We start from the raw sequence: 19,231 nt of genomic DNA, 5'->3' as shown, positions 1-19,231 counted from the left end.
GACCTGCCGGTAGGGGCCTTGGTAGGCCCCTACGCGACGGGGACTGCTCTTGGGTTCACGCTTGCTGCTGGGCGCGAACGGCTTCACGGTCCGGGTTGGTCGGCATGGTCGCCGACAGTGCGGTGCGGGGCCAGGTCCAGGCGGAGCGCAGGATGAAGGCCAAGATCAGCAACTCGACTCCGATGGTGAGGCCGTAGTAAAAGGCCCAGTCCCAGGTCGCGCCTGCCGCGTTGAAGACGGAGAGGGGGATGAAAAGCAAGGCAACGACGAGGTTCGCGGCGCGGTTCGCCCGGGCGGGCAGCGTCATCGAGAGCAGCACCATCAGGCTCGGGATCGCTATGATCACGAAGAAAATGGAAATCAATGTCCCGGTGATATCGAAGACAAAGATCTCGCCACCCCGGATTTCGTCAATTTCGCCGGGCTGGTAGAGGTGGAAGTAGTCGATGTAAATGACGAGGAACATGAAACTGGTCCATGCGGCCGCGAGCTTGGCCTGCACCGGGATTCGCGGGTTGTCGAGCAGGGTCGGGGTTTTCGTTTGGAGGGTCATCGGTTTTACTTTCGATTGGAGCGGTCCGTCCGCCGGAGTGGCGGCAGGTTTGGTCGTGCTTTCGTACGGGTTGGGTCGTTCTCGTCGGTCCTGTCGGTCCGGTCGTCAGACGGTGATCACGACCTTCCCTCGGGTGTGGCCGGCCCCGACGTAGCGGAGGGCGTCGGCCGCTTCGTCCAGGGGGTAAGTGCGGTCGATGACGGACCTGATCTGCCCGGTCGTGAGCAGCTCGGCCAGGGTGAGCAGGTCTTGGCGCTTCCCAACCGACATGAAAGGCTTCAGCTGCTGACGGGTGAACCCGGACAGCACACGCGCTTTGACGATCCGACCGAGGGGGCCGAACCAGCGGCCCCCTCGTCCGCTGTTGGGGATCAGGGTGCCGGTGGGCGTCAGCGCTCGGCGGACAGCCGCCAGGGGCTGGGCTTCCACGTTGTCGAGGATGACGTCGTAGCGCTTCTCGCTGCGGGTGAAGTCGGTCCTCGTGTAGTCAATGATGTGGTCGGCACCGAGTGACCGGACCAGGTCGACGTTCCGGGTGCTGCACACACCCGTCACCTCGGCACCAAACGCCTCGGCGATCTGTACAGCGAAGGAGCCCACGCCGCCTGACGCGCCCGTGACCAGCACCGTCTGGCCCGGTCGAACGATCGCGATCTTGCGCAATGCCTGCAACGCCGTCATCGCCGAGGTGGCCACCGCTGCTGCGTCCACGACCGACAGGTTGGCAGGCACGGGCACGAGGTTGTCCGCCGGGACGCAGGCGTACTCCGCGAGCGCTCCAGCGGTGCTCCAGCCGAACACCTCGTCGCCGGGGCGGAGGGCGGTGACATCCTTCCCGACTGCTGCCACCACGCCGGCGAGGTCCATGCCAGGGATACCGTGGCGCGGCCGGCGGAGCCCGTACACCAGGCGCACCATGTACGGCTCGCCGGTCATGACGAAGTAGTCGCCAGGGTGTACCGAGGCCGCGCCCACCTGGACGAGCACATCGCCTGGCCCGGGTAGCGGTAGCCCGACGTCGGACAACTCGAGCACTGAGGGCGGGCCGTAGCGGTGCTGGACAGCGGCCCGCATCGTCGCCGCCCCGCCCAGACTCGCCCCCGGCACCAGGGGTGCTCCGGCATTTGATCGCTGTTCGTTTCCCACAGAAGCCTCCTTACGTCCAAGCAACGACTTTCGCTTCTCGTACACCGTACGACGTACGTTGTACGATAGAGTGTGAGCGTACGCTGTACTAATGTCAAGCATTTTGAGAAAGCGAGGAATTTGTGTCCGCTAGGGAACAACGCCAGGTCGCGTCAGACGCGGGGCTGACCAAGCACCGGGTGGTGGTGGAGGCGATCCGGCTTGCCGACCGCGAGGGGGTCGAAGGGTTGAGCATGCGCCGGCTGGCTCGCGAGCTTGGCGCGGGCGCGATGTCGCTCTACCACTACGTGGCGAGCAAGGAGCAGTTGCTGGACGCGATGATCGACGTCGTGTTCGAGGAGATTGAGCTCCCGCCCGAGGAGACCGACTGGCAGTCGGCGATGCGACGGCGTTCGGTATCCGCCCGACAGGTTCTCGCGCGCCACCCGTGGGCGATTGGCCTTATGGACTCGCGGACATCGCCGGGGTCCGCGCACCTCCGCCATCGCGAGGCTGTCACCGCCTGCCTGCGGAGGGCGGGTTTCTCAGTCTTGATGGCGACGCACGCCAACTGGCTGCTCGACAGCCTTGTCTACGGTTACGCCCTGCAGGAAGCCAACCTGCCGTTCGATACAGCCGAAGAGTTCGCGGACATGGCCGAGGACGTCTACCTGCCCCAGCTTCCTCCAGACGAGTTCCCCTACCTCAACGAGTCCGCCGCGGCACTCGTCGCTGCCGACTACGACCCGGCGGAGGAGTTCATCTTCGGCCTCGATCTCGCCCTGGCCGCCCTCGAACCCCTGAGAGCCTCCGCATAGCGACGCTTACGGACTGTCCTGCGTCTCTCTGCACCCCAGATCCGATCCGTAACCGTCGTGTTGTAGTGGGCTCGAAGCGCTCGCTGGTCGAACTCAGCACGGCCTTCGACAAGATCTGGACTCCTCCAACCCCTGCGAAGCAAGACCGGCACGAGTCCCGGCCCCCTATCCGGTGGCTACAGGGGATTGGGCTGAAGGAAGCTCCCTCATCGGCGACGTCCACCCCGACCAGTCTCTTGACGTTGCCACCGCTGCTGCCTTCCGCTGGATAGGTCGACGAACCTACCCAGCGGCGCCGACTTTGTCAGACGAGTTCCTCGACCAGCACCTCTGCTTCTTTGATCCGCAAATTCCCGGACATGAGCTGGGGCAACAGAGCGTCACGGGTGGCAGCAAGCGTCTCGTTCTCTGCACGAGACTGGACTGCGAGGAGTCCGACACTTGTGATCTTCCCTTGAAGCTCCGGTTCGACCTCCCTAGGGTCTACCACGAGTGTGTCCAAGAGGTCAGCTGGCCTAACTCGTTGATGGCTGCCTGACGTACCGGCAACCTTCGATTCCAGAGTTGCACCGAATGAAGGCTGCAAAAGCTCCGCCCACAAGAACGTGGTCGACGAATGAGAAGGCTCAAGGACGAGGAACTCGGTAGATGCCAGACCTGGAATTGCTGGAACCTCCGCTACGTTCCAAACTCTGGGGAAACGCGGATTAAGCTTCGAAATCAGCACAGAGGGCTGCTTAACCTCAAATTTGGAACTTTTGATATCGACTGGCCGTGTGACTTCAGCAGTCTGGCCAGCGTCGAACGCCGGAAGGCTGAAATGAGCCACTTCATTGGCAGCCACCAGTGACGGGTTGATCGTCGCCTTATGCCGTTCGACAATACTCCCCAGGGGAACCGTTGGTTTATGACGGGCCAGCGAGAGAAGAGCGAGGTCCTTAGCTGCGTCAATAAGTTTGGTGTTGGCGGCGATCTTATCGTCGAGCGCCCCCAACACCTCCGCGATTGCTCGTTGCACGTGAGGTTCCGGCATAGCGATTGGAACCGCCGAAAGAATTGAAGTGTTCAGGTTCGGCATTGTTGCCCCTACCGCATGCCGGACAATCCATTCGCGAACATCGGCAGTTCCGAGCAGGTAGGACAGAAATACTGGATCGTGCGGACTTTCGGACCCGAGGCGAACGCGAAGGCAACCCGTTCCGCACAACCAACCAACGTTGTGAGCTCGGATAAGGGAACGCTTCTCGACGTCGCCTCGACGAGAGTACACAATGTCTCCATACTCCACGCGATACTTCGACAGTCTTTGGGCGTCTGATTCAGTGATTCGGGCTATGCCATCCTCATCGAGAAAGTTGTCGCCGATGTTCTGTGGCATGATGCTCGGAATTCCATCACTCACGTAGTCAGCCGCGTGAAGCTGACTGCCGAATGGCCCTGTCTGAACTCCACCGCCCCCTTCCGAGCAGAGCTCACCGAGCGTGACATCTCGCCACCCGCTCACGAGACCCGCCCCAACTGCTGCCGCACGACCGCCGCCAACCGCTCCGACTCAGCGAACTGCTCAAACAACTCAGCCGACAAGCGTGCAATCTTCTCCTCGATCGGCTCACCGTCGTCCTCAACGTCGGCTGCTCCGACATACCGGCCAGGCGTCAGCGCGTAGTCAGCTGCCTTGATCTCCGCTAGCGGTACCGACTTGCAGAAGCCTGCGACGTCGTCGTACTCGATTCCCGACCCCTGAGCCGACGCTGACCCGCGCCACGCGTGATAGGTCTCGGCGATCTTTGCGATGTCCTCGTCCGCCAGGGCGCGCTCGGCGCGGTCCACCATGTAGCCCAGATTCCGCGCATCGATGAAGAGCACCTCACCGGACCGGTCGACGGCTCCCGAGGACTTGTCCTTAGCAAAGAACCACAGGCAGACAGGGATGCCGGTGCTGCGGAACAGCTGAGTGGGCAGGGCGACCATGCAGGAGACCAGGTCGGCCTCGACCAGTTGCGCACGGATGTCACCCTCGCCGCCGGAGTTTGACGACATGGAACCGTTAGCCATCACCACTCCGGCGCTGCCGCCCGGGGCGAGCTTGGAGATGATGTGCTGGATCCACGCATAGTTGGCGTTGCCGACCGGAGGGACGCCGTACTTCCAACGGGGGTCACTTTCGGAACGGGCCCAGTCCTTGATGTTGAAGGGCGGGTTCGCCATGATGAAGTCGGCCTGCAGATCCGGGTGCTGGTCACGTGCAAACGTGTCGCCCCAGCGGCTGGCCAGATTCCCGTTCAGCCCGTGGATGGCGAGGTTCATCTTCGCCATCCGCCAGGTGCGCTCGTTCAGCTCCTGACCGTAGACGGAAATGCTCGACCCCTCCTTATTGTGCGACTCAAGGAACTTCTCCGTCTGCACAAACATGCCACCCGACCCACAGCACGGGTCATAGACGCGCCCGTGATCGGGTTCCAAGACCTCGACCAGCACGCGGACGACGTCGGCCGGCGTGTAGAACTCCCCACCCCGCTTACCCTCGGCCTTCGCGAATTTCTCCAGGAAGTACTCGTACACCTCGCCGAGCAGGTCGCGCGCTTTCGTGGCTCCCTGCCCGGTAAACCGTGCGGAGTTGAAGAGGTCCAGCAGCTCACCCAGACGGCGCTGGTCGATGTTGTCCCGGTTGAAGATCCGCGGCAGCGTTGCCGCGAGCGACGGATTGGCGCCCATGACGGCGTCCATCGCATCATCGATCAGCTCGCCGATGGTCTTGGCCGCTTCACCGTCCGCTGCCTGCGTGCCCTTGGCATTCTGCGCCAGATAGATCCAGCGTGCCTGCGTGGGCACCCAGAACACGCCCCGCCCGGTGTACTCGTCGACGTCGTCGATCATCTGAGCAATCTGGTGCTCGCCGAACCCGTCGGCCCCAAGTTCGGCCTGGATCTGCTCCCGCCGTTCATCGAACGCGTCGGACACGTACTTCAGGAACACCAGCCCCAGGATTACATCCTTGTACTGGGACGCGTCCATGGAGCCGCGCAGCTTGTCCGCCGCCTTCCACAGGGTGTCCTTGAGTTCCTTCATGGTGGACGGCAGGGCATCCACCTTCACTTTCGGGGGCACTAGGGTGTTCCTTCCATCGGGGCGGCGGGGGTGTGTTCGCCGAGGGTCACGGTGTTGCTCGCTACGCCGTCCATGATCAGCGTAGCGAGTTGAGTGAGTTGGTTGACGCGTTCCAGCGCGGCGAGCCGCTCCTGCTCGACGGCGTCGAGAGTGCGGCTGAGAAGATCTCGCTGGTCGACGTCGACCGCGCGGACCGTCCACAACCTCCACCGCCGAGCCGTCGGCGGCTGGCTGTTGATGTCTTCGGCGAGCAGCCTGGCTACCAGCCCCGGCTGACCTCTGCCGGGTTGTCCCCCGTCAACAACCCGGAGGATGCGGGCTGGATATGCAACAGCGGCTGCCCCCTCACAGTCGACGATTGCACAGGGCTTCGGTCCGGTGCAGAAGACGACATCGCCCGGCTCGGTCAACCGGCCCGCCGGGTATTGCGTAGCGAACCTGAACCGATCCATTGTCGCTGGCGGACCGGCTTCGAGCAGAGACCCTACGGTGAACACCCTGATTGTGCCGGGCGCGCCGGGTTCTCTCTCTAAAAGGTCAGGTACTTCGATCCGGTTTCCGGGGAGGTAGGCCACAGCTCCGGCGTCGGCCAGATCTCCGAGAACCCTCTCGACCGGGCTTTCCGGGTTCGGCGTTGGACTCACCGGCACATCAAGACTCCGAGCGGTCTCCGGAAGTTCGAGTGATGACAGGAGTTTCTCGATGGCTAGCACCGCGTCCGCTGGCTGAGCGGTCCTGTTGCGTGGAAGTGGCCGAGCCCTGACCAGCGAACCGCGTGCTGCGAGCATCGACGACGTCCTCACGAGTCGCGCAAAGCGAAACGCATGGCTCTCCACCGATCGCCGATTCCCCATGGCAGCGGCGAGATCGCTGACCAGATCATCGATGTCCGTCGTGGACAGTATCGATCCGGAGAGGTCGGACACCATCGTCCACCGATCAGCCAAGGCCACCTCGCCGTGCGCGGGGCCAAGTACCCACAGAGCCATCGCCCGGCGCGGTTTCGACTTCAGCAAACCTTGAGGCAAGCGGACGACGGCGCGCAACCGACCCGTACGCAAAATGGCTGACCGGATAGCGTCGCTCTCCCCCGCCGGCCCGTCCAAACTCAACGGATCACAGAGCGCGCTCGCGGGACCGATCACAATGGCGCGTTCATCATCGGTGAGCTGCAGACAGATCCTATCGATGGTGTTCAGGACCGCGACGTCGTCCGGGTCCTGGTTCTCCGCGTGAGGGAACTGGGCCAGATGAAGTCCCGAGGTATGCGCGTCGAACAGGCCGTCGTCGTCCGCTCCCTCAAGCACCAGGCCGTGGGTGTACAGACGACGCAAACCACGCCGAGATGCTGCCGAGTGGGTTCCCTTCCAGGCGAGGGCACACCGAACGGGTCCATCGCCTTCATTCAGCTGCAGCAGAATGTCGCTGTTTCCCGGGGAGTGATCCACGATTAGCCTTGAACCGTCTCGCGGGCTGAGCAGCGCGGCTACCGCGGCAGAAACCAGGCTGACGGCATCTTGGTGGATTTCCTCACTTCGCAGTCCGAGCCGCCGCTCGGACGTGAGCAGCAGGTCGAATGCTGCTGCCGGGCTATAGGCCGCGTCCGCCAACGCGTCCGCCGTCGCCGCAAGGAAAGCAAGCTGGTCGCCTGCCGCTTCCATTTCGCGATAGAGGCTTTGATCTCGCGGGTCGTGGTCGTCAGCCAGATCCAGTAGCTCGACCTTGGTCAGTCCGCTCAGTCGCTCACCGCTGAGAACCTTCAGGCACAGCAGGGCCGTCAGAGCCTCGACTTCTGCCTGGTCGGTGGACATGCCGGAACGGAATGCATCGGCGTCGAGATGAGCAGAGGGGTTGTTGCCGCGACCTGTCTCGTGGAGCCACCGACTAATCTCAGTGGAATCGTATGTCGGGTGGCTTGATGAGCTGTTGGCCGGCGCTGGAAAGGGAAGATCGGCGTCTCGGTAGCGGCGCCGCCACATGGAGACCACCGGACGTGCAACCTGGGCCAGGCGGGCAACATCGGCAAGGGACATATCGGCCTTGGTCATATTCGGCATGCCTCCTCTTCAATCCGCGGTCCTAGGACCTGACCCTACCTGCTTAGCGCCCGCAAGCACCTCATCACTTGATAAAGGGGGTTATCGCCGAAAACGCGGGGATAGCGTCGTTGCGGACCGTAGCGTTCTTTCCACGAGCTCTACAACCACCGATCAAAGGACCGCCATGAAGTACATTCGCCAGATCCATTTGGATAGCCCCGGCACAAGAAGCGAGCACATCTCCCGGGTGAACCATTCGGACACCCCTACCGGCCCGCTGTCCGAATCCTCCAGGACGAAGATCGTGCAGCAGATTACGGCTGGCTCTGAGACCTACCAAAGCCGTAACACCAACGGCGCCGAGGCCCCGGTGGTGGTGAGGACCAGCGGACTGGGAATCAAGTACATCGCCACTGTCAGCGACGGTCGCGAGAACAACAATCTACTGAGTCTTCCTAAGTACTGAGCAACCCACAGTCTGCGGTTGGAAGCGGCATGGGGGCCGCTTCCAACCGCTCCTTACCCAACAGCACTCTCTTCAGAAGGATCTTGCAATGAAAATTAACTTGGCAATCTACGCAGTCGGACTACTTGCGCTCACCGGCTGTTCGACCGCGGAGTCCGATACAGCAGAGACGCCGGAGACAGCAGCTGTAAGCTCGACCTCTCCGGTCGATTCGACTCCGCCATCGGAGCTTGTGGCGACACCGTCCGCGACATCATCGCTCGCGCCTTCTGTGACATCGACGCCTGCGGAGGTCGAGGAGGCCGAGGAGGCCGAGGAGGCCGAGGAGGCCGAGACAAGCGTCCGCGGGAACCTGGTCAAAGACATTGGTGAACCTGCAGGCATCTTCAATACGGAGGACCGCAGCATGAACGTCATCGACTTCACCGTGACTTCAATCGCTCCAACAGAATGTACCGAGGAGTACGCTCAACCCCCGGTCAACGGACACTACCTGGCTGTTCAGCTTGACGTCGTCACCCAGCCCGAGCTGAAAGACGAGTTCAGTGGCAACTTTTACGCCGATGCGGGTACCTGGAAGTTCATTCAGGCGGACGGAACCACGTTCAACGGCATGCTGTATGGGAACTCGTATGGCTGCCTACCAGAAGCATCCATCTTGCCGCAGTCAATCGGACCCGGAGAGACAGCTTCCGGAACGGTTCTTCTCGATGTCCCAGCCCTCGAGGGAACGCTGGTCTTGTCCTATCTGGGCGAAGACACCTGGGAATGGCTCATCCCCTAACCTTCGGCCTGATCTGAACCGAGGAGCGGTTCGAATGAGGATTATGGGGTGAGTCCTCAGACGCTCAGACGTCGGCAATCTGGGCTTTAGCCAAGGATCCAAAATTGATCGAAAAAAGTTTGGTGAAGCCCTCGATCTGCCCCTAAAAATGTCAGAGGCGGATGATGGAATGGAGGTATGAAAAGCAGTAAAGCTTCTTCTACCGGAACGGGAATCTCTCCCGCACCTGGCGCGAATTCCGCTTCAAACAGCGGGTCCGCGGATACCTTCACGGGGACCTCCAGCGGGTACGGTCCGGGTGGGCCGCTAGGTGTTGACGCCGTGTGGGCGGCCCCCGTCATAGCGCCGCCGAAGCCCCGGCCGAAGAGGGATTTAACCAGTTCTGAGACTGACTTTCTGGACTTCTTCCGGGTCGGATCAGACCCGGATGAACGGGTCCGCTCCAGCGACGAACCTCCTGCGCTGACGGGCCAACTCGGGTTGGCCGCACCAGTCGCCTTGGACTCGTCCCAGGCACTGGACGCTCTAAAGGATATCGACGAAGCGAGGTCATGGCTGGACGCGCAGGAAGCAAAAATGGTCACCCGGCTACTGGACCTCCAGACCGAGCGAACCTATGCCGACCCTAGGGTCATGGGTTTCGAGAAGACCCTCGCAGCCAGTGAGATCGGCGCCGCGTTGCGCTTGCCCGAACGGACCGCCGGATTCCTGGTCGACCACAGCACTCTCCTGACCCGGCATTATCCGTCCACCCTCAAAGCGTTAGAAGACGGCAGCCTCACGCGGCGTCACGCGTGGGCTGTCGTCGAAGAGGCCACCGACATGCCCGACACCGACCCCACGGTCACTGTCGCCTACGAAACCAGGCTGATCGCGATGGCCGGCCAGACGACGGTCGCGAAGTTCTGCCAACAAGCCCACCGGCTGCGGGAGAAGTTCCACCCGGAATCAATCACCATCCGACACCAGAAAGCCGTCAAGGAACGCGAAGTGCTCCTCAGCCCGGCCCACGACGGGATGGCGTGGCTCGAAGCGTACCTACCCGTCGCCCACGCCGCAGGAATTTTCCACCGCGTCGACACCGCCGCCCGCCATCTGCAAGGCCCCGATGAGCCACGGACCCTCACCCAGTTACGCGCCGACGTCCTCATCGACGTCCTCACAAGCTCCGGCCCGGCCGAGGGCGCTGGCGGAGCCAGCCATCAAGGTGTCCAGGGTGTTCAAGCGAAAGTGTTCGTTACAGTTCCCGTGATGACCCTCCTTGGTGGGGATGTACCGGGAGAACTTGAAGGATATGGGCCCATTGGCCCCGACCTAGCCCGTGAACTCGCGGGGCATGCGCCGTCGTTCACAAGAATCCTCACCCACCCCTTCACCGGGGCAAGACTCGGCGCCGACGCCACCACCTACCGGGTCCCCCAAGACCTCCAAGACGCCATCCGGGCCAGAGACCGGACGTGTCGGCATCCAGGCTGTAACCGGTTGGCAGTGTTTTGCGAACTCGACCATACGAAACCTTGGGCCAACGGTGGAAAGACCAGCTACGGCAACCTCGCTGCGCTGTGCAAACGTCATCACAGGCTCAAATCCGAGGGCTACTGGCACTATCGACAACCCGAACCGGGGACCATTATCGCCATCTCACCGGCAGGCGAAACCTACATCACGCGACCGGACCTACCACCAGCACCGCCGCCCGAGATACCTCCACCCTTCTAACAGCGCCGCCCGTGCTGAACGCCGCCCGTGCTGAAAGACGCCGCCGAGGCGTTAGCTCTGGCTACTCAGAACGCCGTCGGTCCGCCACAGCTAACTACTCAGTGGAGGTACTGATCGGCGGAACGGGAGGTTCCAACAGGCCGACCACGCGGAAGGGGCGGTGACCATCCTTTCGGATAGTCACCGCCCCTTCCGGTCAAGCCTGGAGCGAAGGTAGAGCTACTTCACGTCCTCGTCGACCCAATCGAACGTGCGGGTGACTGCCTTCTTCCACAGACGCAGCTGGCGATCTCGTTCGCCCGCCTCCATCGATGGGTTCCACCGCTTGTCTTCAGCCCAGTTGGTTGCCAGCTCGGCCGTGTCCTTCCAGAAGCCCACCGCCAGACCTGCAGCATAGGCTGCGCCCAATGCGGTGGTCTCGGTGACCTTTGGCCTGATGACCGGGATACCGAGGATATCGGCTTGGAACTGCATCAGCGCATCGTTGGCCACCATGCCGCCGTCGACCCGCAGGTCCTCCATGTCCACTCCGGAATCGGCGTTCGCCGCATCCAGCACCTCTCGGGTCTGGAACGCGGTGGCTTCAAGCGCAGCCCGAGCGATATGCCCCTTGTTCACAAACCGGGTCAGACCCACAATGACGCCGCGGGCTTCGCCGCGCCAGTAGGGTGCAAACAGGCCAGAGAACGCTGGCACGATGTACACGCCACCGTTGTCCTCGACCGATTCCGCCAGTTGCTCCACCTCGGGTGCGGACTTGATGATGCCGAGGTTGTCGCGCAGCCACTGGATCAGCGACCCGGTCACAGCGATCGAGCCTTCCAGCGCGTAGACGGGCTTGGCGTCACCGAGCTTGTAGCAAACGGTGGTCAACAGCCCGTTCTTGGAGTGAACAATCTCCTCACCCGTGTTGACGATCATGAAGTTGCCGGTGCCGTAGGTGTTCTTGGCGCCGCCCTTCTCAAACGCCGCCTGACCGAACGTCGCCGCCTGCTGGTCGCCCAGGATGCCGGCAACCGGCACCTCGCGTAGCAACTGGGAGGTGTGGACCGTTCCGTAGACCTCGGAGGATGACTTGATCTCCGGCATCATCGACCGTGGGACGCCGAAGGCTTCCAGAATGCTGTCATCCCAGGACAGGGATTCCAGATCCATGAACATGGTCCGCGAAGCGTTGGTGACGTCCGTGATGTGCACTCCGCCGTCGGTGCCACCGGTGAGGTTCCAGGTGACCCACGAGTCGGTGTTTCCGAAAATCAGGTCGCCAGCTTCGGCCTTGGCCCGTGCCCCATCAACATTGTCCAGAATCCACTTGATTTTGGTGCCGGAGAAGTAGGTAGCCAACGGCAGGCCCACCTTGGACTTGAACCGCTCCACTCCCCCATCAGCTGCCAGTTCATCGACTATCGGCTGGGTCCTTGTGTCCTGCCAGACAATCGCGTTGTAGACGGGCTGCCCGGTGGTCTTGTCCCAGACGACTGCTGTCTCACGCTGGTTGGTGATGCCGACGGCGGCAATATCGTGCCGTGTCAGGTTGGCCGTCGACAGCGCGTTGCCGATGACCTCGCGGGTGTTGGTCCAGATTTCCATCGGATCATGTTCCACCCACCCGGCCTTCGGGAAGATCTGCTCGTGTTCCTTCTGGCCCGAAGACACAATGTTTCCGCTGTGGTCGAACACAATAGCGCGGCTGGACGTGGTGCCCTGGTCAATCGCAATTACGTACTTCGACATGTAGTGCTCCTCTTTGAGTGTTCCGTCGGTGAATAGTGCCGCGGGCCGGGTTCCGGCTCGCAGGGTGGCGAATCAGCTAGACCATGACTGCCGGGAAGGAAATAAAGGTAGCGACGAGCCCACCCAGAGCGCCGCCGATCAGAGGCCCGACCACCGGGACCCAGGCGTAGGACCAGTCGCTGGACCCCTTGCCCTTGATAGGCAACAGAGCATGTGCGATCCGGGGCCCAAGGTCACGGTTGGGGTTGATGGCGTAACCGGTTGGCCCGCCCAGCGATGCGCCAATACCAACAACGAGCAGCGCGACGGCCAAGGGGCCGAGTCCCGAGGGTGTCATACCAATCGCTACGATCACGAAGACCAGCACAAATGTACCGATGATCTCGGTGACCAGGTTCCAGGTATTTGACCGAATAGCTGGGCCTGTGGAGAAAACTCCCAGCTTGTTCGCCGGGTCTGGCTCGGCGTCAAAATGCTGCTTGTACGCTACCCAGCAGAGCACAGCACCTACAATGGAGCCGATCATCTGCGCGGCGAAGTACAGCAGCATATTCACGAAGTTGACGTCGATACCGGGCCCGAATTGCTCCGCGCCATTTGTCATGAGGCCAACGGTAACTGCCGCGTTGAGATGAGCTCCGGAAAGAGCTGCAACATAGATACCGGCGAAGACGGCAAGCCCCCAACCGAAGTTCACCATCAAGAATCCGCCATTGTTACCCTTGGTGCCGGCCAGGGCAACGTTGGCAACGACACCCGTACCCAGCAACAACAGCAACATGGTGCCGAAGGCTTCGGCAACGAATACTTCAAGAGACATCTTTGACTCCTCTAACTATTCATTTTTAGCGAGCCCAGCCCGCGGGCCATGGCTCTCTTGCTCCCCCCGGCAACAGCTGCCGTTGGTCCTGCATCCGCTCCGGGAGCGGCAATGGTTGCGCGCCAGGTACCGGCTACGCCACCAAATCTTCTACCTGAACGTTGTGCCACTCTCGCAGCACCCGTTCGGCCTGTTCGATCTCAGCGGAGACCGTCTCCGTGCTCCAGCCCAGCAGTGGCGCCAGGGCCTCAGCGAGTTCGTGCAGCAGCTCACCGGTGACCAGGCCCCTGAAGGCGATTGAGGTTCTGCGAATCAACACATCCACCAGGTGACCCACCTGCTCGTTCTCAACCATGTAGGCCAACTCGCGGTGGCTCAGCTCTCCAGTGGAGGTGAACGTCTGGTCCCGGCTCGCGCGCAGGTAGTCGATGACATCGACGGCGCGGGTGCCATAACGGGTCAACAGAACGTCAACCCGCTCGGCGGAGAGGCCAGGCTCAACATGTGCAGTTACCCAGGCCTTCTCCCCGGAAGGAGTCCTGGGGAAGCCCGCTCCACCGCCAATGGCCAGTCCCGCCGTCGTCGTCGTCCGCCTTTTTCCGAGGATTTCGAGGACGTCATTGGTCAGGTGTTCCGACAGTGCGCGGAAGGTGGTCCATTTGCCACCGACCAGGCTCAGCGTGGTCACGGTCCGGTGCCCGTCGTGATCCTGCCGCTTTTCGATCCGGTAGTCCCTCGACACAAATCCGGGCTGCGTATCGTCATGCCGGGGCAGGGGGCGGACGCCGGAGAAGCTGTAGACAACGTGGCCTGGCTCGACGACGATGGCCGGGAATACGTGCCCGATCAATTCAATGAAGTAGTCGACCTCCTCGGGAGTACACACGGCTGGAGTGTCCACATCGGTGTCGATGTCGGTGGTGCCCACCAGCACGCGGTCGCCGATCGGGTAGACCAGCACGATCCGGCCGTCGGTGTGTTCGAAGAAGATTTCACGGCCCGCGCAGGCTGCCAGCAGCTCAGGATGATCCAGCACGATGTGGGAGCCCTTGGTGCCGCCCATAAACGCGCTGCGCTGGCCGAGTGACTCATTTGTCCCGTCGACCCAGGCGCCGGTCGCGTTGACGACGACGTCGGCCGCGAAGGCGAATTCCTCACCGGTGAGCTCGTCGCGAAGCATGACCGAATTGCCGGTGCGTCCGATCGCGCTCACATAGTTGATGGCCCGTGCCTCCGGATTGGCAGCCAGGCCGTCGCGCAGCACATCGAGGGTCATTCGCTCTGGATTGTGGACCGAGGCATCGAAGTAGGTGGCGGTATAGCGCACATCAGGGCGCAGATCCGGAAGCTGCGCGAGGGAGGACCGGCGACCAGCGAAGCGGTGCTGCGGCACCGCTCCACCCGCACGGGAGAACCAGTCGTACATGGTCAACCCGGCCTTGATCAGGAATGCTCCACGCTCGCGAGGCTGGCCGTGCTGCCGATGGGTAAGGAAACGCAGCGGTGCGGCCAGGATGCCGGAGAAGGTACTGAAGATGGGGATGGTGGTCTGCAGGGGCTTGACGTAGTGGGGTGCAGTTTTCAGCAGGGCGTTGCGCTCGACCACTGACTCGCGAACCAGCCGGAACTCACCATTTTCGAGGTACCGGATTCCGCCGTGGATCATATGGGATGACGCGCCCGACGCTCCCTGACAGTAGTCACCGCGCTCCACGAGCGCTACATCAACTCCCTGCAGGGCAAGGTCACGGAACGTTCCGACACCGTTGATGCCGCCGCCGATAATGAGCACCGATGCACGCGGTGTTTCCTTCAGGAGCTGCACCCCTGACCGTTCAGTGGGTGTGCTCGTTGCACCGTCGGCACCGACTGACTCAGCCAAAACAATCTCCTCACCATCTGTCGACTGCATGGGCTACGCAGCCGTTCCACACTATTCTTGAAATGCTGGGAATAATAGTCAATGGTGATGCACATACGTGCAGAAGAGACGGGGGATTTAGCTATGAACGTTCGACCCGAGGCTGAAAGACCTGACCCCGCTGCACAATCTTCCGCTGAGGACTTCAGGCGTTCCCGGAGCGGGGATGCCCTGCGCGCCGCACAAATGTATTATCTGCAGGACCTGACGATGAACGCCATCGCCCGGGAGTTGAGGACGTCGCGATCGACAGTCTCTCGGCTGTTGTCGATGGCTCGGGATACCGGGCTGGTGCAGATCCAGGTCAATAACCCGCTCCAGCGGGCACCGTCGCTGGAGCAGCAGATCCGCCGGAGATTCGGGGTGGAGGCCCATGTGGTGCCAGTGACTGATATTGTCAGTGACTCCGAAGTGCTGGACCGGGTGGCGATCCAGGCGGCCCGGACCATCGGGCCCCTCGTCGATTCCAATGCCATCATCGGCGTCGCCTGGGGATCCACCCTGAGCGCTGTCAGTCACCATCTGACCCGCAAGGTGACCCACGACAGCACCATTGTGCAGCTCAATGGTGCAGGCAACACGCAAACCACCGGCATCACCTATGCCAGCGAAATCCTGCGGCGGTTCGGTCAGGCCTACGGCGCCCGGGTGGAGCAGTTCCCGGTGCCAGCCTTTTTTGACCACGCTGAAACGAAGACAGCCATGTGGGCCGAACGGAGTGTGCTGCGGATACTTGACCTGCAGAGACGCATGACCATGGCAATCTTCGGGGTTGGTTCGATCGATGCGAACATCCCCAGCCACGTCTACTCGGGCGGCTATCTCGACGACGACGACCTGCGGGTGCTCGACGAACACCGGGTGGTTGGAGACGTGGCAACCATGTTCTTCCGCGCCGACGGTACGCACCGCGACCTCCTCCTCAACAAGCGCAGCACAGGACCCGAGCTCGATCTGCTCCGCCAGGTGCGCCGACGCATCTGCGTGGTATCCGGCGAAACCAAGATCAACGGGCTGCGCGGTGCGCTGGCCGCGGGGCTCGCCACCGACCTCATTCTCGATGAGGGGTCAGCGCGGCGGCTGGTGCATGGAGGGTCCCGCTGACCTGGCGCAGCTTCGGTATGGTCGAGGTATGCATAAGGCCCCGAAAATTGCGCTCAACAATGGAGTACAGGTCGATCAGATCGGCTACGGGGTGTACAAGGTGCCACCCGACACGACACACGATCTGTGCACCATGGCGCTGGAGGTCGGGTACCGGACAATCGACACCGCTGCCATGTACGGCAATGAAGCTGGGGTAGGCCGCGCCGTCAACGATGCGGTCGGCGCCGGCTGGCTGGAGCGCAATGAAGTAGTCGTCACCACCAAGCTGTGGAATGACGACCATGGGTACGATTCCACTCTCCGTGCCTTCGACGCCTCACAGAAGGCGCTGGGACTGGACACGGTTGACCTCTACCTGATCCACTGGCCGTGCCCAGGTAAAGACCAGTACGTTGACACCTTCCGGGCACTTGAACAGCTCTATCACGACGGCAGGGTCCGGGCGGTTGGCGTGTCCAATTTCCAGCTTCCTCACCTGGAGCGGCTGCTGGCGGAAACCTCCGTGATCCCCGCAGTCAACCAGGTGGAGCTCCACCCCTACCTGCAACAGCATGAGCTGCGTCAGTTCCATGACACCCACGGCATCCGCACCCAGGCCTGGAGCCCGCTGGGCCGCGGCGCTATCCTCACGGACCCGGTGATTGGCAGGATCGCCACTGAACTAAACCGGACACCGGCCCAGGTGGTGCTGCGCTGGCACGTGCAGTCCGGCCACCTGGTCATCCCGAAAGCGAGCAGCCGGGACCGGATCTACAGCAACCTTGATGTCTTTGGCTTCGAGCTCAGCCAGGCGCACCTCGCTGCACTTCAGGACCTCGACCGGGACACCAGGTTCGGTTCACACCCGGACAAGGTGAACTAGCCCGTGCACACTCCCGCCATCACGGTGACGCGCCAGCCAACAATGGTGACGCTTTCCTATCGCGGCGCAGCTCAGCGCTATTGGGAGTTCCAGCCGGTCTCCGGTGACGCTCCGGCCGGATCCACCATCTTCATGGTGCATGGTTTCAGGGGCGACCACCACGGATTGCTGCGGATCATCGAGGAGTTGCCCTCCCACCGGATAGTGATACCCGACCTGCCAGGTTTCGGTGAGTCGGAGGCGTTGGAGGGGATCCACAATGTCGGCGCTTACACCGATTTCGTCACCTTCAGCTTCGGCGCGTTCGAGCTGGGATCCTCCACTGTGCTCCTCGGACACTCGTTCGGGTCCATTGTTGCGTCCCAGTGGGCAGCAGCCCACCCGGCGGCGATCGCGGCCCTGGTCCTGATCAACCCGATTTGCGAACCGGCGTTGGAAGGCTCCAACCGGTGTGCCTCGAAGCTGGCAGCACTGTATTACCGGGCGGGAGCTGCGCTGCCGGAGAGACTTGGTCTGGCGCTGCTGGGGAATCCGCTGATAGTGCTCGGCATGAGCTCGATGATGGCCAAGACGCGGGACCGTGCCCTGAGAAAGTACATCCACGGCCAGCACCTGAGCTACTTCAGCCGGTACGCCAGCCGTCGCGTGCTGCTGGAGGCGTTTGAGGCGTCGATCACCGGAACCGTGCGAGACGTCGCGGCGCAACTCGCGATGCCCGTAATTCTGGTCGCCGCTGAGCAGGACGACCTGGGCTCAGTCAAGGGTCAGCTTGCACTCGCGGGGATGATCGCTGACTGCCGGCTGGAAATCATCCAGCGGGTGGGCCACCTGGTGCACTATGAGACCCCCCACGAAGCGGCCCGACTAATTGAGAATTTTCTTGAAGGAAGGCTTCGATGAGGATACTGTTCGACGCCCGATTTACTAGGATCGATCAGCATGACGGCATCAGCCGCTACGGTGCCAGCCTGATAGCTGCGGTCGCGGACCGCGCTGAGGTTGCGATGCTCATCTCGGATCGACGCCAGCTCAACCTGCTGCCCGATCTGCCCTCAGTCCTCGTCAACTCCCCGCTATCACCCCGTGAGCTCTTCGTGGCGCAGCTGATCAATGGGCTGCGCCCCGACGTCGTCGTCTGCCCGATGCAGACGATGGGAAGCTGGGGGCGCAACTATCCACTGGTGCTCACCCTGCACGATCTGATCTATTACCAGAATCCGCAACCTCCCGGTTTCCTCCCGCTGCCGGTCCGCGCGCTCTGGCGGCTCTATCACCTGGCGTACTGGCCGCAGAGACTATTACTCAACCGGGCCGACGTCGTCGCCACCATCTCCCACACCACCCGCCGGTTGATGGCCGAGCACCGATTAACGCGTCGACCGGTCCGCATTGTCGGCAACGCGCCCCAGGCCACCATCGATGTCCGTCCCGAGTCGACGGAACCGGGGCGGGATCTGCTCTATATGGGGTCGTTCATGCCATACAAGAACGTTGAGGCGATCATGGCGGGGATGCGGGGACTCGACGGATACACACTGCATCTGCTCAGCCGGATCACCGCTGCGCGTCGGAGCGAACTGGAACGGCTGATTCCGCCGGGCCAGCAGGTGGTCTTCCACAACGGGGTCAGCGACGAGCTTTACCAGGAACTGCTGCGCTCGGCCACAGCCCTGGTCACCCTGTCCCGCGCCGAAGGGTATGGTCTGCCGATCATCGAGGCCATGGCAGTCGGAACACCGGTTATCGCCGCAGACACAGCGATTTCCAGGGAGGTCGGCGGCGACGCTGCCCTCTACGTCGATCCCGACCGGCCGGATCAATTCACCGCTGCCGTCCGGACCCTGGCCTCACCCAACCGGTGGCACAGTGCCTCCCGTGCGGGCCGGGTACAGGCGGGAAACTACTCCTGGGACCAGTCAGCAGAGCAATTGATGGCGGCGGCTGCTATTGCGACTGTTGAATATGCCGGACGCACAGCATGGCGCCGGTGGACGGGACGCCGGTAGACGGCGCGCCGGTGGGAGCCTCTGCGGTAAGCCCTTGAGGGCGGTGCCCTGGTGAAGCTGGGCTGCGCTAGATCAGATCCACTGCATCACAGCGAATGTGCACCGGTTCGGACGTTCCCTTGGCTGACAGGGCGGCTTTACGCGCCTTGAGCCAGGCGGTCGCGGCTGC

At 62.4% G+C, this 19,231-nt stretch carries 16 protein-coding genes; 8 read left to right on the top strand and 8 right to left on the bottom strand.

Annotated elements, in window-relative coordinates:
• Window positions 1-55 precede the first annotated feature (55 nt).
• Window positions 56-553, bottom strand: a complete 498-nt coding sequence (locus Y703_RS0107440) for a DUF6326 family protein (protein ID WP_026552200.1) — start codon at window positions 551-553, stop codon at window positions 56-58.
• 105 nt (window positions 554-658) lie between these two features.
• Window positions 659-1,699 (bottom strand): NAD(P)-dependent alcohol dehydrogenase, encoded by a 1,041-nt coding sequence (locus Y703_RS0107435; protein WP_081743435.1) that lies wholly within the window; start codon window positions 1,697-1,699, stop codon window positions 659-661.
• Window positions 1,700-1,821: 122 nt separating this feature from the next.
• Between Y703_RS0107435 and Y703_RS0107430 the strand changes: the two genes are divergently transcribed.
• On the top strand, window positions 1,822-2,496 hold the full coding sequence (locus tag Y703_RS0107430; RefSeq protein ID WP_026552198.1) for a TetR/AcrR family transcriptional regulator C-terminal domain-containing protein: 675 nt from the start codon (window positions 1,822-1,824) through the stop codon (window positions 2,494-2,496).
• Between the two features lie 304 nt (window positions 2,497-2,800).
• Here the strand turns inward: Y703_RS0107430 and Y703_RS0107425 are convergent, their stop codons facing one another.
• Genes Y703_RS0107425 through Y703_RS0107415 form a run of 3 tightly spaced genes read right to left on the bottom strand, consistent with a single transcriptional unit; the run spans window position 2,801 to window position 7,652 of the window.
• The gene (locus Y703_RS0107425) at window positions 2,801-4,000 is read right to left on the bottom strand and encodes a restriction endonuclease subunit S (RefSeq protein ID WP_026552197.1); all 1,200 of its coding nucleotides are present in this window, start codon (window positions 3,998-4,000) and stop codon (window positions 2,801-2,803) included.
• The gene (locus Y703_RS0107420) at window positions 3,997-5,604 is read right to left on the bottom strand and encodes a class I SAM-dependent DNA methyltransferase (protein WP_026552196.1); all 1,608 of its coding nucleotides are present in this window, start codon (window positions 5,602-5,604) and stop codon (window positions 3,997-3,999) included. The genes Y703_RS0107425 and Y703_RS0107420 overlap by 4 nt, the downstream gene beginning before the upstream one ends.
• On the bottom strand, window positions 5,604-7,652 hold the full coding sequence (locus Y703_RS0107415) for a hypothetical protein (RefSeq protein ID WP_026552195.1): 2,049 nt from the start codon (window positions 7,650-7,652) through the stop codon (window positions 5,604-5,606). Before Y703_RS0107415 ends, Y703_RS0107420 begins: the two co-directional genes overlap by 1 nt.
• A 175-nt stretch (window positions 7,653-7,827) precedes the next feature.
• On the opposite strand from Y703_RS0107415, the gene Y703_RS22360 reads away from it, so the two are divergent.
• The 3 genes from Y703_RS22360 to Y703_RS18570 all read left to right on the top strand — a co-directional run bounded on the left by Y703_RS22360 (window position 7,828) and on the right by Y703_RS18570 (window position 10,612).
• The gene (locus Y703_RS22360) at window positions 7,828-8,109 is read left to right on the top strand and encodes a DUF3892 domain-containing protein (protein WP_162148872.1); all 282 of its coding nucleotides are present in this window, start codon (window positions 7,828-7,830) and stop codon (window positions 8,107-8,109) included.
• A gap of 88 nt (window positions 8,110-8,197) precedes the next feature.
• Window positions 8,198-8,893: a DUF4352 domain-containing protein gene (locus Y703_RS0107405; protein WP_026552193.1), complete on the top strand. Its 696-nt coding sequence runs from the start codon at window positions 8,198-8,200 to the stop codon at window positions 8,891-8,893.
• Window positions 8,894-9,070: 177 nt separating this feature from the next.
• Window positions 9,071-10,612 carry an HNH endonuclease signature motif containing protein gene (locus Y703_RS18570; protein ID WP_081743432.1) on the top strand — a complete coding sequence of 514 codons (1,542 nt, stop codon included), beginning with the start codon at window positions 9,071-9,073 and terminating at the stop codon, window positions 10,610-10,612.
• A 219-nt stretch (window positions 10,613-10,831) separates the two neighbouring features.
• Here Y703_RS18570 and glpK read toward each other — a convergent pair whose 3' ends face one another.
• The 3 genes from glpK to Y703_RS0107385 all read right to left on the bottom strand — a co-directional run bounded on the left by glpK (window position 10,832) and on the right by Y703_RS0107385 (window position 15,048).
• Complete coding sequence (gene glpK, locus Y703_RS0107395; protein ID WP_026552192.1) at window positions 10,832-12,346, bottom strand: glycerol kinase GlpK; 1,515 nt, start codon at window positions 12,344-12,346, stop codon at window positions 10,832-10,834.
• A gap of 76 nt (window positions 12,347-12,422) precedes the next feature.
• Window positions 12,423-13,166 (bottom strand): MIP/aquaporin family protein, encoded by a 744-nt coding sequence (locus Y703_RS0107390; protein ID WP_026552191.1) that lies wholly within the window; start codon window positions 13,164-13,166, stop codon window positions 12,423-12,425.
• 133 nt (window positions 13,167-13,299) lie between these two features.
• Complete coding sequence (locus tag Y703_RS0107385; protein ID WP_026552190.1) at window positions 13,300-15,048, bottom strand: glycerol-3-phosphate dehydrogenase/oxidase; 1,749 nt, start codon at window positions 15,046-15,048, stop codon at window positions 13,300-13,302.
• Between the two features lie 225 nt (window positions 15,049-15,273).
• Between Y703_RS0107385 and Y703_RS0107380 the strand changes: the two genes are divergently transcribed.
• Genes Y703_RS0107380 through Y703_RS0107365 form a run of 4 tightly spaced genes read left to right on the top strand, consistent with a single transcriptional unit; the run spans window position 15,274 to window position 19,062 of the window.
• On the top strand, window positions 15,274-16,191 hold the full coding sequence (locus Y703_RS0107380) for a sugar-binding transcriptional regulator (protein ID WP_051427386.1): 918 nt from the start codon (window positions 15,274-15,276) through the stop codon (window positions 16,189-16,191).
• 28 nt (window positions 16,192-16,219) lie between these two features.
• Window positions 16,220-17,056, top strand: coding sequence for an aldo/keto reductase (locus tag Y703_RS0107375; RefSeq protein WP_026552188.1), 837 nt, complete (start codon window positions 16,220-16,222; stop codon window positions 17,054-17,056).
• 3 nt (window positions 17,057-17,059) lie between these two features.
• Window positions 17,060-17,956 (top strand): alpha/beta fold hydrolase, encoded by an 897-nt coding sequence (locus Y703_RS0107370; protein ID WP_026552187.1) that lies wholly within the window; start codon window positions 17,060-17,062, stop codon window positions 17,954-17,956.
• Entirely contained in the window at window positions 17,953-19,062 is a 1,110-nt protein-coding gene (locus tag Y703_RS0107365; RefSeq protein ID WP_026552186.1) for a glycosyltransferase family 4 protein, read from the top strand. Before Y703_RS0107370 ends, Y703_RS0107365 begins: the two co-directional genes overlap by 4 nt.
• Window positions 19,063-19,231: the final 169 nt, after the last annotated feature.

It is taken from the genome of Arthrobacter sp. H20, from assembly GCF_000520515.1.
Lineage (GTDB): Bacteria > Actinomycetota > Actinomycetes > Actinomycetales > Micrococcaceae > Arthrobacter_D.
This window is presented reverse-complemented; position numbering and strand designations above follow the sequence as displayed.

Bases quoted from the DNA above. Each gene is read 5' to 3' on its own strand.
- Y703_RS0107365 (WP_026552186.1), top strand. From the start codon at position 17,953: ATGAGGATACTGTTCGACGCCCGATTTACTAGGATCGATCAGCATGAC.
- Y703_RS18570 (WP_081743432.1), top strand. From the start codon at position 9,071: ATGAAAAGCAGTAAAGCTTCTTCTACCGGAACGGGAATCTCTCCCGCA.
- glpK (WP_026552192.1), bottom strand. From the start codon at position 12,346: ATGTCGAAGTACGTAATTGCGATTGACCAGGGCACCACGTCCAGCCGC.
- Y703_RS22360 (WP_162148872.1), top strand. From the start codon at position 7,828: ATGAAGTACATTCGCCAGATCCATTTGGATAGCCCCGGCACAAGAAGC.
- Y703_RS0107375 (WP_026552188.1), top strand. From the start codon at position 16,220: ATGCATAAGGCCCCGAAAATTGCGCTCAACAATGGAGTACAGGTCGAT.
- Y703_RS0107415 (WP_026552195.1), bottom strand. From the start codon at position 7,652: ATGACCAAGGCCGATATGTCCCTTGCCGATGTTGCCCGCCTGGCCCAG.
- Y703_RS0107440 (WP_026552200.1), bottom strand. From the start codon at position 553: ATGACCCTCCAAACGAAAACCCCGACCCTGCTCGACAACCCGCGAATC.
- Y703_RS0107390 (WP_026552191.1), bottom strand. From the start codon at position 13,166: ATGTCTCTTGAAGTATTCGTTGCCGAAGCCTTCGGCACCATGTTGCTG.
- Y703_RS0107380 (WP_051427386.1), top strand. From the start codon at position 15,274: ATGTATTATCTGCAGGACCTGACGATGAACGCCATCGCCCGGGAGTTG.
- Y703_RS0107405 (WP_026552193.1), top strand. From the start codon at position 8,198: ATGAAAATTAACTTGGCAATCTACGCAGTCGGACTACTTGCGCTCACC.